The following is a 15672-nucleotide window of genomic DNA, read 5'->3' as shown; positions in this document are numbered from 1 at the left end:
CCTGGAGTTCAGCCCTGTCCTCTTCCCCTCATCCTCCCCATCCTCCCCACCCTCCCCATCCTCCCCCTCCTCCCCACCCTCCCCATCCTCCCCATCCTCCCCATCCTCCCCACCCTCCCACAAGGGTTTCAAGAGTTAGTTATAAGGGATAGCTTAAAAAGGGGATGCAAGAGACCTAATTTTTTGGTAAGTGTTGCTATTATCTACTGTCTTTTACTATCTTGAAAATATACTTTTCCTAAAGCAGCAGGAGGGGTAGATTTACCTGCTAAACCAATTAATGCAAATAGAGCAATAATATAAGGTAACATCTCTAAAAATTGATAGGGAATATTGAGATTAAAAGCTTGAACTCTCAATTGCAAAGCTTCTGTTGCGCCAAATAATAAACAAGCTAAAACGGTATAAATTGGATGCCATCTACCAAATATTATGGCTGCTAAGGCAATAAAACCTTTGCCACTACTCATGCCTTCGGTGAAAAATTTTACATGAACTAATGCTAAATAAACTCCGCCTAAACTTGCCAAGCAACCGCTTAAACTTACGCTTAAATAACGCACTAAACTAACAGATATTCCGGCTGTTGCTGCTGCTTGGGGATATTCGCCGACTGCTCTTAAGGCTAAACCCCAACTGGTATTAAATATGATATAAGTAGAAACGGGAATTAATAGCCAAAGTAGATAAAATAATAGGTCTTGATTGAAAAATATTCCTAAAATTGGCAAGTCTTTTAATCCGAAAAAATTGATAGTTTCAATGGCTGGTAAAGCAATTGTGCCACTGTCAAATAATATTCTGGCTCCATAAGCTGTTAATCCTAATGTTGTTAAGTTTATTGCCAGACTTGAGACTATTTGATTGACTTTTAAATTGACACAAAGATAGGCATGAATTAAACCTAAAATTCCTCCGGCTAAAATTGCTATTAAGGTTCCGAGGTAGACATTTTCAGTGGTAATAGAAACAGCGGCACTGACAAAAGAGCCGGTTAATAGCATTCCTTCTAAAGCAATATTTAGAATGCCGGAACGTTCGGAAAATATTCCACCTAAAGCGGCAAAAGCTAGAGGTATAGAAAGTCGAATTGTGGCAGATAAATAGTCAGAGAAAAAGTCAATATTTGATAAATTCATAAGTTAAGATAAGTAGCTAGGTTTCAACAATTAATAATGAATAATTAATAATTAATAATTACTTTTCCTTGAAACTGATAGGATTGACTAATAATGAAAATTTTTGGTAGTCCTGCATTGTAATGGTGAAAATATATATTTTTTAATTTCTTCCCACACGGACCACACGGACCACACGGACCACACGGACCACACTCTCTCTACCATTCCTCAGCACCACCACCAAATTTTTATTTATTATCCCCTATCCAAGGGGAGGCTTTAAACCAAAATTTTTCGGTAATTAAACATCACTACCTCATTGCGACAGTCACTCCGTGGAAAGAAGCAATCTCAAAGATCGAGAAATTGCTTCGTTTTAGTGCAATAAGTGTAGCTTGGGTTGAGTCTCTAATAGACATCTCCAGTAATAAAAAATCAAATCAATTATCTCACAGAAATCATCAATTCTTTCTCCCTGCTCCCGGCTTTGTTGTAATAGCCATAGAACATCCGGTAGTGCCTCAAGGAAGTGTGGTCCGTGTGGTCCGTGTGGTCCGGGTGGGGAGACAGAGAAAGTAGGAGGAATGATTGTACCTGTATCTTTTTGGGAAGTGTCTGCCTTTGGTCCTAACTTTTTGGTCTTAAAGGCTGAAAAATTTTAACTTTTGTAGTTCCAAAAATGCGCTAAACCTTATATATCAGTGCTTTTAGATTCTATTTGCCGGCTCTACTAGGGCGTTTCCCACACTTTGCTAATGCACAACCCAACATCCGTTCTGCTTTTCGGTTGTCCCGGACATGAAAGGTGAACCTAGTGGCAGCTATATCACCCTCTTTCTATAGATTGATGCTTTATTCATTTATTTATTGGCCAATAGTTAAATCACTCAAAGCCTTTACAGGTATAAGTTTCAGCCTTTTTATTGTCAAATATGGCAGCTATATCACCCTCTGTCTATAGATTGATGCTTTATTCATTTATTGGCCAATAGTTAAATCACTCAAAGCCTTTACAGGTATAAGTTTCAGCTTTTTTTTTATCAAATATTGATGTTTGGATGCTCCCACTGCCGTGCTTTCTGACAAAGATCAAGAAAATGCACGACCATTACAATGCACTACTACCGATTTTTTGATGCCGAACCCGAGCGGATTTGATATGATTTATTTATTAGACTTCTTGCAGAAGTCAGGTATGGAGGTATGGAGGTATGGAGGGAATGAAATTGTTGATTTCAGCTCTTGAATTGATTTCATTTTTGATTTTTGGAGATGTCTATTGGACAATAGTTGGGTGGTGGTGCTGAGGAATGGTAGAGAGAGTGTGGGAGGTGTGGGAGGTGTGGGGAGTGTGGGAGGTGTGGGAGGTGTGGGAGGAGTGGGAGGAGTGGTCCGTGTGGTCCGTGTGGTCCGTGTGGTCCGTGTGGTCCGTGTGGGAATAAATTACAAAATATATATATTCGCCATTCCTCAGCAGGACTACCAATAGCTGTATAAGTATGAAGTTCATTGGCACAGCAAGTGCGGTAGCTATATGTTTTCATACAACAAAGCCATTCTAAATTCTGAATTCATTAGTTGTAGAAGTATGAAGTACATATGCTAGACTATTGTGCGGTAGCTATATGTTTTCATACAACAAAACCCCTGCTCCCTGCTACATCTATAGCAATAGTCAGGGCGATTAGGACATAGACTGATGATGAATCTTAGACTACGAAACACTTTTCCCACTGTTCCCTGTTCCCAGTTAAGTGTTCCCTGTTCCCTGCTATAAATTTAGTTTGATAAAAGTCATTTGTAGGGGTTTGGCAACCAAACCCCTACCGCGCTCTAGACTCAAACGCCAGACTTACTGCTAAAAACAATACTGTTAAACCTTGAATAGCATAAACAATGGTTATGGAAACTCCCGCACTACGTTGCATCACGTTCGCTCCACTCCTGAGAATGCCAAAAAATAGGGATGTTAAAATTACTGCTAGTGGGTTGCCTCGACTTAATAAGGCAATAGCGATCGCGTCAAAACCATAACCGGGAGAAAAGTTTTCAAACAACCGATATTTTGATCCTAATACTTCTGCGCTTCCTGCCAAACCTGCTAAACCTCCGGATAAACCCATGACTGCGAGAATAGTCTGGTTAACAGAAATTCCGGCGTAACGAGCTGCGGTAAGGTTTTGTCCGACGGCATCAACTTGATAACCGAAAGCTGTTAACGACAACACGACGGCTAAAATTATGGCAAGAGCTAACCCTAGTAAAATTCCGGCGTGAGCTTGAGTTTTGGGCAAAATTATCGGTAAACGTGCTGACTCGGCAATGAGAGGTGTGTAGGGACTGGGAGCGTCGGGGGCGATAAGTGGTTCATTTACCATGTAATTGACAAAATTTTGAGCGATGTAATTTAGGAGTAGGGTAGTCAGAACTTCATTTAAACCACGGGCGACTTTGAGATAACCAGCGATCGCTCCCCAAATCGCTCCGAGCAGAAAACCTGCTGTCAATGTTAGGGGTAAATGTATCCATATTGGGAAGTTAGGCAAATATAGTCCGGCGACGACACTACCTAAAGCACCCATATAAATTTGCCCTTCGCCACCGAGATTAAATAAACCTGCTCGTAATGCTATTAATATTCCTAAGCTTGCTAGTAATAGTGGGGTGGTTTTGCTGAGGGTGTCGCTGAAACCAAAATAGGTGGTTAGAGATTCTTGGAATAGAGCGGTGTAAGCGGTTACAGGGTTGGTTTTTGCTAGGAGCATTAAACCTGCTCCTGTTAATAAAGCGGCGAATACTGCGAATATTGGGAGTAGAATTGATTTGAGAATTTTCTGCATCATTTTGTAGTAGATCGTAGGTTGGGTTAAGCGACAGCGCAACCCAACATATACCTAAAGTTTTCACCTAATTTTTGGAGATACTTATTTGGTTGTTTTGTTGGGTTTCCTTTGCTCTGCAACGCTTGCGGGAACGTCAACCCAACCTATACAATGCTAATTTTTGGAGTAGTCCAGTAGGGTGTGTTAGCGAAGCGTAACGCACCGAAATATTTGGAATAGGCGGTGCGTTACATTTCATTTTCATGTTGCGCAGCAAAACGCACCCTACTAGATGGCTAAACGGTGCGTTACGGCGCAATGTTATGTTTGATAGTTCAACGGTAGTTTGTAGTAAGCGCCTAACGCACCCTACTGGATCTACTGTATCACCAGTGTTGGTTTTTGTTGGGTTTCCTCCGTCAACCCAACCTACACAATACTATAAACCGTAGGTTGGGTTAAGCGAGAGCGCAACCCAACAGATAACTTCTCGACTTGCTCTACCATTATGGCTGTATCAGCAGTGTTGATTTTTGTTGGGTTTCCTCCGTCAACCCAACCTACACAATACTATAAGTCTCTGCGCGAGAAAAGAGATCGCAAAACCTGCTCTCTAACTATCCTGGCCATGTCCTTTTCCAACCACCGAGGCCCGCATACAGGGAGATGCCCTTTGTAATCGGTATCTAAGGTGAATACTAGCTCTGAGTAATCTAACCATCCTTTTTTTTGATGCCATCCGACTGTGTTACGGAACTGTTGATATACTGCCTCATTATATTTTCTCGTACCACCCAAATTCTGATAAATTTTCTTTTGCACAGAAAAGCCAAACTTACCTAGACTATATTTTACCCAAAGCTGGTCTATTATGTGGAGGTCTTCGCCAGGAAATTTCTCTATATCTGTTTCCCCCAACGAACCTTCCTTCTTTCGCCCTGCAACTTGTAACATAACGCGATAAGTCTCCATATCCGCCTCTTTCCACTCACCAGCAGCTAGGAATTGACGAAGTTTGAAATATTTGGAAGGTATTCCTTTAGGTGAAACTTCCAGGAGTTTTTTAATCGATCTACTTTTTTTGGCAAAAATCCTACTATGGTTTTTTTGGTCGTTATTAGATTTTATTTGAGAGCAAAGTAATTGTTGAATTTTCAGGTAATTGTTAAGCCAATAATTGGCATTTCCTGTTGCCAGATCGCTGGGTTTAGATTCAGAAGTAAGTATGATAGAGTGATTTGATTGAAGAGATCGATTGACAGCATATTTTTCTAACTCAGCAAGTAGTTGATTATTATTCTTGAGTTCCAAAAGAAGACGGGGATATTTAAGCGTCAGTGCTGTAAACTTACTTATTTGTTCTATATTTAGTGTGTTTTTTTCAGCAAAAGTAACTCCAATAGAATAATAGGCAATATAAATCCTGAGTCTCAGTACATTAATATATTGTTTTAAACAACGGGGATTATAATCAAAAAAAGGAGCAACCATCTCTATAACTTTACCAAGACTTTTTGCATCTAAATCTTTTTCAAGAATTGGGAAAATATGTAAGTCTTGAGATGAATTGTCGGCATTTTTTTCTGAAACAGAACACTCTTCTGCCTCTGTTTTTTCCACTTCTTTAAATCTTCCAGGAAAAATAACTTTAGCAATTAAACTATGAGGAATCCAAAAAAAATGTTTTTCTGGAGAAGTTTTGATTTCTGCCTGCATTTCTGAGATTTTTTCAACCAAATTATCCAACATCTTTTGAGAAGGTGCAGGAACATAGAATGATAATTGCACAAACTTTTCCAGAAAGCTAAAACCATAATCAACCTTTTTGCCTAACTTCTGACTGTCATTTTCTTCTGCTTCATTTTCAGCGATCGCTGAAGCTAGAAAAGGAATAACATCTCTTTGTTTAAAACTTATTGCTGCTGCTATCTTTTCCCGATCCATACCCAAGATAAAAATTATTTTTGGGTCATTAGAAATCATCATATTTAGAGCTTGCAATAAATCTGCCGATTTATCAAGTTCACAACGATCAAGGTCATCAATAAATACATAAATCTTCTCATTTTCACCAACATAAGCATCAACAATTTTAGAAAAATCATCGTGAAACTTTTCAATAAAAGCAACTTGTTTATCATAATCAGGATGCTCAAGATATTGAGTCAAATCCATTTTCTGGTCGCCAATTAAATCCTTTAATATTGCCAGAAGTTTTCCTACTCCAGCCAACCCAGCACTATAACCTCCTAGTTGTAACCAAAAACTTAAAACTTGATTATTTTCATCCTCTTTATTATCAGTGTTTTGCTCGCCTTCTTTATTTTCCGCTTCTCCCTCAGAATCTGTTTTAACAATATCTGCCAACTTTTCATAAAAAGGAAAAATTCCCGCAAATTTATCTGGAAAAAATACAACAATTGGAATAGAAATAATAATAGTTGCCATTAACCAGATTATTACCAAAGTCTGGAGAAATTTCACTGGTTTATTTTTCCAGTCAAGACGATTACGGATTAGAATTAAGTAACTCCAGAAATTATATAAAATATCAGATAAATTGCGATTATTAGACAATTGTTCTAAAAAAGATAGAGCAAAAGTCGCCCAAAGAGATTCAGATTTTTCATGTCGCCAAGCATTAAACCAAACTGTTTGAGTTTCTTGCTTAAATTTTAATCTGAAAAATTTATAGATATCTGATACATCGCTGAAAATAATCCAGTCTTTTTTAATTCTCTGCCAAACTTTTTTTGACTCTTCCCGATGTAATTCTTTAGACTTCTTTTTAACCTCAGTTTCAAGTTGTTTCATAAAAGAAGATTTACCACTACCCCATTCACCCTCAATAGAAATAGTTAGTGGCGGTTTAGTATCTTTATGAGTTAAAAACTCAGTCATTGCTATGATATAAGGAGTAAAACCAAGTTCATCTTTTCTTGTAGGTTGGTCACCTACTGTAATAATTTGCTTTGAATTTTCTGTAGAATCTGGCATAATTTATCAGTTATCAATTATCAGTGTTTTGAGTCTATATAACAATTCCCATATTCGTGAGGTACAAAATTATTTGGTTTTAGGGAACACTTAACAGGGAACAGGGGAAAGGGAATAGGGAGTAGTAATTCTCGTTCCGTAGGAATAGATAAAGAAGAAAAACAACCGTACCTCACTAATTTGAGAAACACTATAGAATCTTACTTTTGATTATAGACATCTCGATTAATGAACTCAGAAGTCATATAGGAAAGCCTTTCGATTAGCGACGTACAGAAGTTGTTTTTGTAACAGGAATTTGAGCAAATCTCAAAAAACATTTCGCCTGAAAAGATGGGGTTGGACGACCCAATTATTTTGATCATAAAAAATAAAATCAATTATTGCATAGAAACCATCAATTATTTTCCCCTACTCTGTACAGACATTGCATGGAACTTCCCTATCTACTCCCTCTTTTCTGGAGATGTCTAATGAATCAAGATGTTGGGTTTCGATGTCTCAACCCAACCTACAATTTAACTTTGGAGTTGAGAGATTCATTCAAAAGGTAAAAACTCTAAGTTTGCTAAGGGTTTGGAGACCAAACCCCTACAATATTTAATTGTAACAATACTACTAGATTTGATATGAAATTGTGTTCGTTTAATGTTATAATTAACCCCAAAATTGATTAGCTATTAAGGAAAAAAAGTCGCAGTTTGCTAAGGGTTTGGAGACCAAACCCCTACAATATTGAACTGTAACAATACTACTGGATTTGATATGAAATTTTGTTCTTTTAATGTTATAATTAACCCCAAAAATTATTAGCTATTAAGGAAAAAAAGTCTAAGTTTGCTAAGGGTTTGGAGACCAAACCCCTACAATATTGAATTGTAACAATACTACTGGATTTGATATGAAATTTTGTTCGTTTAATGTTATAATTAACCCCAAAATTGATTAGCTATTAAGGAAAAAAAGTCGCAGTTTGCTAAGGGTTTGGAGACCAAACCCCTACAATATTGAATTGTAACAATACTACTGGATTTGATATGAAATTTTGTTCGTTTAATGTTATAATTAACCCCAAAATTTATCAGTAATTAAGGAAAAAAACTCTAAGTTTGCTAAGGGTTTGGAGACCAAACCCCTACAATATTGAATTGTAACAATACTACTAGATTTGATATGAAATTTTGTTCGTTTAATGTTATAATTAACCCCAAAATTTATCAGTAATTAAGGAAAAAAACTCTAAGTTTGCTAAGGGTTTGGAGACCAAACCCCTACAATATTGAACTGTAACAATACTACTAGATTTGATATAAAATTTTGTTCTTTTAATGTTATAATTAACCCCAAAATTGATTAGCTATTAAGGAAAAAAAGTCGCAGTTTGATGGGGATTTGGAGACCAAACCCCTACAATATTGAATTGTAACAATACTACTAGATTTGATATGAAATTTTGTTCTTTTAATGTTATAATTAACCAGAAAATTGATTAGCTATTAAGGAAAAAAAGTCGCAGTTTGATGGGGATTTGGAGACCAAACCCCTACAATATTGAATTGTAACAATACTACTAGATTTGATATGAAATTTTGTTCTTTTAATGTTATAATTAACCAGAAAATTGATTAGCTATTAAGGAAAAAAAGTCGCAGTTTGATGGGGATTTGGAGACCAAACTCCTACAATATTGAACTGTAACAATACTACTGGATTTGATATTAAATTTTGTTCTTTTAATGTTATAATTAACCAGAAAATTTGTCAGCAATTAAGGAAAAAAATCAATTATGACAACTTATTTAATCACAGGAACTAATCGTGGTATTGGCAAAGAATTATGTAAACAAGTTCATAGCAAAGGCAATAAAGTAATTGCTGTTTGTCGGCAGTCAGATAGCGAATTAGAAAATCTAGGAATTTCTGTCGAAACAGGAGTAAATATTACTTCAGAACAAGATGTAAATACTTTGGTTAATCGTCTCCAAGGAATCAAGTTAGACGTACTAATTAATAATGCCGGCATACTCGAAAGAAACTATCTAGATGATTTAGATTTTGATAGTATTCGCCAACAATTTGAAGTGAATGCTATAGGAACTTTACGCCTAACTCATGCTTTATTACCTTTGATAGAATCTGGTGGGAAAATTGCAATTATTACAAGTAGAATGGGTTCCATTGATGATAATACTTCCGGCGGTTCCTACGGTTATCGAATGTCAAAGGTTGCTGTTAGTATGGCAGGTAAATCTTTATCTGTCGATCTAAAACCACAGGGAATTTCTGTAGCAATTTTACATCCTGGTTTAGTTAACACTAGGATGACAAATTTTACAGGAATTTCTCCCGAAGAATCTGCCAAAAATTTATTAGCTAGAATTGATGAATTAAATTTAGAAAATACAGGTACTTTCTGGCACGCCAAGGGTGAAGTATTGCCTTGGTAATTTCAGTTATCAGCTTTTTCAGTTATCAGTTATCAGCTTTTTCAGTTATCAGCTTTTTCAGTTATCAGTTTTTTCAGTTATCAGTTTTTTCAGTTATCAGTTTTTTCAGTTATCAGCTTTTTCATTTATAAATTATTAGTAGAGGGTTTATAATTTACTGCTGTGAAAAAACTTAGAACTTAAAAGCTTATGGATATAAATAATAGTATTGTTTATCAGAAAGCTTACAAATTTGCTATTAGAATTGTCAAGGCTTATAAATATTTAACTGAGGAAAAAAAAGAATATGTATCATCTAAACAGCTTTTGAGAAGTGGAACATCTATTGGAGCAAACATAGCAGAAGCAAATGGAGGTATATCTCAAGCTGACTTTAGGGCAAAAATGTCAAAAGAAACTTTAGAAACAAAGTATTGGTTATCTCTCCTAAAAGATCTTGACTATATTGAAGAAAAAGCCTTTGAAAGTATTCATAAAGATGCAGATGAAATTGGCAAAATTTTATTTGCTATAGTAAAAAAGACTGAAAAAAACTGATAAACTGATAACTGGTACACTTATCGCTAATAACTGATAACTAATAACTGGTACACTTATCGCTAATAACTGATAACTAATAACTGGTACACTTATCGCTGATAACTGATAACTGATAACTGAAAAAGCTGATAACTGATAACTGATAACTGAAAAATATGCTGACCAGAATTAAAGAATTAGCAACTACCCTAGCACCCCGCCTAATTGAAATTCGTCGCCATATTCACTCCCACCCAGAATTAAGTGGCCAAGAACACCAAACTGCTGCATACGTAGCGGGTGTGTTGTCTTCCTGTGGTCTTCATGTGCGGGAAGCTATTGGCAAAACAGGAGTTCTCGGAGAACTCAAAGGCAGTAACAATACTCATCAATGGTTGGCCATTCGTAGTGATATGGATGCTTTGCCGATAACAGAATCTACTGATTTAGATTTTGCCTCCCGTAATCTTGGCATTATGCACGCCTGCGGTCACGATGTCCATACGACTGTGGGGTTAGGTACAGCAATGGTATTGTCTGAGTTGGGAGAACCCCTACCAGGAAATGTCCGTTTTCTGTTTCAACCTGCTGAGGAAATTGCCCAAGGTGCTAGTTGGATGATTAAAGATGGGGCGCTGGAGGATGTAGAGGCAATTTTAGGAGTCCATGTTTACCCGACTATTCCCGCAGGTTCGGTGGGTATTCGCCATGGGGTACTAACTGCTGCTGCTGATGACTTAGAATTGACAATTATTGGGGAATCTGGTCATGGTGCCCGCCCCCACGAAGCTACAGATGCCATTTGGATTGCTTCTCAGGTAATTACTAATTTACAACAGGCCATTAGTAGAACTCATAATCCTTTGAGACCTGTAGTGTTAACAATTGGTAAGATTAGTGGCGGAAGAGCGCCAAATGTGATAGCAGATCGAGTCAAAATGTCGGGAACTGTGCGATCGCTTCATCCAGAGACTCACAAAGCTTTACCTGGCTGGATTGAAAATATTGTGGCCAATGTTTGTAGTTCTTATGGCGCTAAGTATGAACTAAATTATTGTCAGGGAGTGCCTTCTGTACAAAATGATCCAGTGTTGACTCAGTTAGTCGAGTCGGTAGCTTTGGAAGCTTGGGGTAGCGATCGGGTTACTATTTTACCAGAACCTTCCCTTGGTGCAGAAGATTTTTCTATGTATCTTCAAAAAGTTCCTGGTATGATGTTTCGTCTGGGAGTTGGGTATAAAAATGAACATAATTATCCTCTTCATCATCCGATGTTCAAGGCAGATGAATCTTCTATTGTTACTTCTGTGGTGATTTTGGCTTATGCTGCTTACAAATATTGGCACGAACGCTAAAATTCAAAATTCAAAATTCAAAATTCAAAAATTTAATTTTTGCACTGCCGTACAAAAAAAATTTAAAGTCAGGATTTACGCAAAGCCACCATATCTCGTAGGGGCGAATGGCATTCGCCCCCTACAGATAGTTTATTATCTAAGAATTTGTGTAAGTCCTGAAAGTATTAAAATATGAACAGGACTTACGCACGGACACTAAATCCACTGAGGGCGAATGGCATTCGCCCCTACCAAATATGGCGGTTCTGCGTCAGTCCTGCTAATAACTGATAACTAAAAAAGCTGATAACTGAAAAAGCTGATAACTAACATAGGAGAAAAATTATGGCATCAGAACAAGAAGAACGGATTAAGCAATTGTTTATAATGGAAGCAGAAGAACATTTAGTAACCTTAGAAAATGGGTTGGTAGATTTGAAGTCTACAATGTCAGATTCTGAAACTATTAATGATATGTTTAGAGCAGCTCACTCTGTAAAAGGTGGAGCTGCTATGTTGGGAATGCACAGTGTTAAAAAGGTAGCTCACCGTTTAGAAGATTGTTTTAAAATAATTCGAGAAAATCCTGTTGATATTGATCAAACAATAGAATCTCAATTTTTACAAGGATATGATACTCTCAAAGACTTAGTAGAACGTCTCCAAGGCCCTTATGGTTTGAGGGAAGAAGAGGGAGAAGAAATAGTACAAAATGCTTTGCCTGTCTTTGCTGAGTTAGAAGCTAATTTGAATACTTTAGTTAGTGGTGGAACTGTTACTAAATCTACTACTGCTGCTGCTGGAAATGGAAAAGTACAAACTAATTTTGCTCAACAGGTAAAAGATAAATTAAAAGAAATGTTGGAGGTGTTTAAACAGGCTGATTCTCCAGATTCAAGAAAACAACTAATAGAGAGTTGTAATGGTTTGTTGAAGTTGGATGAAAATACAGAAATTTGGCAGACTTTAGTTACTGCTTCTCAAGATGCTCTGGCTAATTCTAAGTTATCTTATCAAATTCTAGCACCTCTGATTATTAAAGAGCTTAATACTGCTGGTGAGTTAATTCAAGCAGGAAAAGTAGAGGAAATAGTAGTTAGTAAAGATTTAAACGAAATCGCAAATTCTGCAAAAGCCACAACTTCTGAACAGAAAAAAGTAAGTTTACCAAAAGACCCGAAAGAAGTGGTGAAGCTAATTATTAAAAGTTGTGATGTTAAGCAACAGGAGGCGATCGCTAAGTTATTAGTTAAGCACGTTAAGTCTTCTAAAAATAATTAGGGAGGTAGGAGTTATTTCAGTTATTAGTTATCAGTAAAGAGTTAGGATAAATGGTGGATTATGAAGGATATAATCAAAACAATTATCTCTAAATTTTCTGCCTAATTTAATCTAATTTAATTGGGTATTCTTTACAATCAGGTGTTTTCCACAATAATTCATAACAGGGTTGTTTTTGTAATGCCTGATTTATTTGATTGATTATTTTCAGATATTCTAATTTTTGGGTTTGAATTTGATTGTCAAGACCTTCACTCTGGGGAATATTTTCTAATTCTTGAATTGCTTCTTGTAGTTCGTCTCTGGCAGTTTCTAATTGTGGTTTTTCTAAAGCAGTTTTGGCTTTACTAATGGCTGAATCTGCTTTTTTAGTTGCTGTGTCTAATATTGTTTCAATATTGCTTTCTGGTTTTTGGAATACTTCTTTAATCCTGTCAAAAATCTCTGCTGTATTAGCAATAATACCAACAATAGCAGCAATTATCGTTATTGTTGCCCCTATTATTGCTAATAACCTACCTTTTGCAGGTCGTGGAGAATTATTTTGAGAAGGATCTGAGGATTGTTTGGTCATTGGTAGTTTTGATTGGTTGCTTAAAGGATAATTTGATTATAGAGCGATCGCTTTTGGGAAATGTTCAACTTGGTAAAAGTAGATTGGGTTGAACGACAGTGAAACCCAACATATCAGCAGGGAGTGAGTTGGGTTGAGGTAACGAAACCCAACCTGCAAAGAATAATATCCTCCAGAACTTACGCAGTACCGCTATATATGGTGTATAGTTTGGTCAATATTCCTAATATTTCCACTATAATTAGCGCCATTGCGTAAATCCTCCTAGGCGTATTTTTTTGAGTTGATCTAGAGAGTATTGATACCATTGTTGGTTTCCTTGTTGTTTGAATAACTCGGCAGCTTTTTCCAAGTCTAACATGGCTTTTTTAACATTCTTATTACGGTAGTAAGCCATACCCCGATAATAGTAGGTACTAGCATCTTTAGAATTAAGTCGAATAGCTTGGTTATAGTCAGCGATCGCCTTTTCATATTCTCCTCTATTGTGGTGTTCAAAACCCTGACGAAAGTGACTTTCAGCATCCTGGGTTTGAGATGGAGTAGAATTACCAGAATTTCTGGCAGTCCGATTTCCTCTTGTCCGAGAAGAATAAGCAACGGGAGTAGAATCACCAGAATTTCTGATTCCAATGACCTGCACTTTTAACTCATACTCTCCTGACTCTCCTGCTTCATAAGAATTTGCCAATAACTTATAGGTTCCATCCTCTGGTAATGTAATTATAATTCTGGCATTTTTCTCTCCACCACTATCATCATCTTGAGCCAATTCTTGATCGTTTGAATTTAATAAAATTAAGTAGGAATCTATTTGATTGCTGCTCATATCAATAGAAATTTTTTGACCTGCTTTACCTTCAAAAGCGTAAAGGTCATAGTAACTATTGTCTACAGATAATACATTAGATTCTCTATCTAAATTGCCTTTTACTTCTATCAAAGCATTAAGGTCTAATTGTTTAGCAATCCCAAAAGGTGAAGCAACAGGAGTAGAATCACCAGAATTTCTGAGAGTCTGATTTTCTGTTGTCCGAGAAGGTGAGACCAAAGGAGTAGAATCACCAGAATTTCTGAGGGTCTGATTTTCTCTAGTCCGGGAAGGCCAAACAACATGAGTTCCCCTCACCACAACCCTGCCAACATCCTGTGGCATCTCCCGTAAAAAAGTTGAAATCAAAACCCCCTCCGCATCTCCACCTTCCGTCAATCCCACATGAATACCTACCAAATGCCCCCCCTCATTCAAAACTGCTCCCCCACTCATACCTTTATGCAAACCCTCACCAGGTTCAGTGGGTTGATAAGTCAAATTATCTCCTGCACGTCGGTTAGTCACCTTGGCAGGAGTAAACTGAAAACCATCCCTATTCTCAACTCCAGGCCAACCTCCCACATAAATTTGACTATTATTACTTAACTGACTCGCCTCCCCTACTTCCGCCACTTTATATTCCTCTTGACTTGCAAAAGTAACCACAGCTAAATCCTGCTTTGGGTAACGGCGTTGAATTTTTAGCTTAAGTCTTTCCACTTCTCCCCCCGGTTTGCTACTACGAACAACTACTTGATAATCATTTCGGTCTGGGAAAATATGGTTGGCAGTCAGCACATAATAAATAGCATCTTTTTTACCAATAATTACCCCCGAACCAGCAGCAGTAAATCTACCGCCTCCAGTAGTAACACTAGGAGTAACAATTTCTACAGTAATATTTTCAGCTAATCTATTTAGAGCAAGTAGACTTAAGGGTTCAGAAGGAGGGCAAATGTTCAACTTCAATGGTGTAGCAACTAAGCTTAGTAAGTGATCTAGAGCTTCATTAGGATCGCCACCACAAGATAACGTAAATAAAACTCGATCAGAGTTCTGATCGCTGCATTCTTCTCCTTGTCTAGGAACAGCACAGACAGCTGGCATATTATTTACTGTTCCAGTGGTTAGAGATTCTAGCGATCCATCCCGATCAAAACGTTCAAGTCTTCGAACTACTTCTTCACAATAAGTTTGAGGATTCCATTTGTTGTCGGTGTTTTTCCCATGAAAATTAATATATGGAATACCTGGTTCTCCAGGTATCTTGTAAAAGAAGGTTGGTACTCCATTATCGGTTCCGCAATAAAACTTGCTGCTAACTTGAGCTTGACTAGATTGCTCCCCAAGAAATATAGTGCTAGCAATTGATAGAACACCAAACACACATTTCCATAAAATTTGTTTAGTAATATGTTTCATTGTGGTTATTTTGTTATTTAAACCTTTAGCCTTCAAAGTCTCCCTTTCAAAGGGGGATTTAGGGGGATTGTACTAAATTTAATTCTAATCCAGAAGGGGATAAATCAACCAAAGTTTCTGATGGAATAGCCCAACTTAAACTAGATAAAAAATCCAAAGCTTGCTCTGGAGAAACAGCCAAAGAATCAGTCACCCGCGAACCATCTCTATAAAGATAAATATCAGGATTAACAAAAATAATCGGCTCTCCCATACCAATAATTCCGACTAACTGACCATAATTATTTAATAAAGGTCCGCCACTCATGCCATTATAAATACTCAAGTTATATCCAATT

The 15672-nt window shown here is 37.1% G+C and carries 11 protein-coding genes and 1 pseudogene; 6 read left to right on the top strand and 6 right to left on the bottom strand.

All coding sequences use genetic code 11. The annotated features are described in order from the left end of the window. Positions 1 to 203: 203 nt before the first annotated feature. A complete protein-coding gene (locus tag F6K40_RS32230; RefSeq protein ID WP_293141992.1) occupies positions 204 to 1139 on the bottom strand; it encodes an ABC transporter permease in 936 nt (311 codons plus the stop codon). Positions 1140 to 1487: 348 nt separating this feature from the next. Here F6K40_RS32230 and F6K40_RS32225 point away from each other — a divergent pair, with 348 nt between their 5' ends. Beyond that, positions 1488 to 1700 carry a hypothetical protein gene (locus F6K40_RS32225; protein WP_293141990.1) on the top strand — a complete coding sequence of 71 codons (213 nt, stop codon included), beginning with the start codon at positions 1488 to 1490 and terminating at the stop codon, positions 1698 to 1700. A gap of 731 nt (positions 1701 to 2431) precedes the next feature. After that, the gene (locus tag F6K40_RS32220) at positions 2432 to 2563 is read left to right on the top strand and encodes a hypothetical protein (protein ID WP_293141988.1); all 132 of its coding nucleotides are present in this window, start codon (positions 2432 to 2434) and stop codon (positions 2561 to 2563) included. Positions 2564 to 2944: 381 nt separating this feature from the next. Here the strand turns inward: F6K40_RS32220 and F6K40_RS32215 are convergent, their stop codons facing one another. Together F6K40_RS32215 and F6K40_RS32210 are read right to left on the bottom strand one after the other, a co-directional pair. Continuing rightward, complete coding sequence (locus F6K40_RS32215; protein WP_293141986.1) at positions 2945 to 3886, bottom strand: ABC transporter permease; 942 nt, start codon at positions 3884 to 3886, stop codon at positions 2945 to 2947. A gap of 627 nt (positions 3887 to 4513) precedes the next feature. Then, on the bottom strand, positions 4514 to 6940 hold the full coding sequence (locus F6K40_RS32210; RefSeq protein WP_293141984.1) for a GUN4 domain-containing protein: 2427 nt from the start codon (positions 6938 to 6940) through the stop codon (positions 4514 to 4516). A 1787-nt stretch (positions 6941 to 8727) separates the two neighbouring features. Here F6K40_RS32210 and F6K40_RS32205 point away from each other — a divergent pair. The 4 genes from F6K40_RS32205 (at position 8728) to F6K40_RS32190 (ending at position 12524) form a co-directional block, all read left to right on the top strand. Beyond that, the gene (locus F6K40_RS32205) at positions 8728 to 9387 is read left to right on the top strand and encodes an SDR family oxidoreductase (RefSeq protein ID WP_293141982.1); all 660 of its coding nucleotides are present in this window, start codon (positions 8728 to 8730) and stop codon (positions 9385 to 9387) included. A gap of 189 nt (positions 9388 to 9576) precedes the next feature. Beyond that, the gene (locus tag F6K40_RS32200) at positions 9577 to 9924 is read left to right on the top strand and encodes a four helix bundle protein (RefSeq protein WP_293141980.1); all 348 of its coding nucleotides are present in this window, start codon (positions 9577 to 9579) and stop codon (positions 9922 to 9924) included. A gap of 158 nt (positions 9925 to 10082) precedes the next feature. After that, a complete protein-coding gene (locus tag F6K40_RS32195; protein ID WP_293141978.1) occupies positions 10083 to 11261 on the top strand; it encodes a M20 family metallopeptidase in 1179 nt (392 codons plus the stop codon). Positions 11262 to 11588: 327 nt separating this feature from the next. Then, entirely contained in the window at positions 11589 to 12524 is a 936-nt protein-coding gene (locus F6K40_RS32190; RefSeq protein ID WP_293141976.1) for an Hpt domain-containing protein, read from the top strand. Positions 12525 to 12630: 106 nt separating this feature from the next. Here the strand turns inward: F6K40_RS32190 and F6K40_RS32185 are convergent, their stop codons facing one another. The 3 genes and pseudogenes from F6K40_RS32185 to F6K40_RS32175 all read right to left on the bottom strand — a co-directional run. Then, positions 12631 to 13098 (bottom strand): hypothetical protein, encoded by a 468-nt coding sequence (locus tag F6K40_RS32185; protein WP_293141974.1) that lies wholly within the window; start codon positions 13096 to 13098, stop codon positions 12631 to 12633. Positions 13099 to 13339: 241 nt separating this feature from the next. Next, positions 13340 to 15334 (bottom strand): COP23 domain-containing protein, encoded by a 1995-nt coding sequence (locus F6K40_RS32180; protein WP_293141972.1) that lies wholly within the window; start codon positions 15332 to 15334, stop codon positions 13340 to 13342. A gap of 58 nt (positions 15335 to 15392) precedes the next feature. Continuing rightward, positions 15393 to 15672 (bottom strand): annotated as a pseudogene (locus F6K40_RS32175) (hypothetical protein); the annotation flags it as partial.

Source organism: Okeania sp. SIO3I5, assembly GCF_010672085.1.
GTDB lineage: Bacteria > Cyanobacteriota > Cyanobacteriia > Cyanobacteriales > Microcoleaceae > Trichodesmium.
The sequence above is the reverse complement of the archived record's forward strand: the minus strand, read 5'-3'. Positions and strand labels throughout refer to the sequence as shown.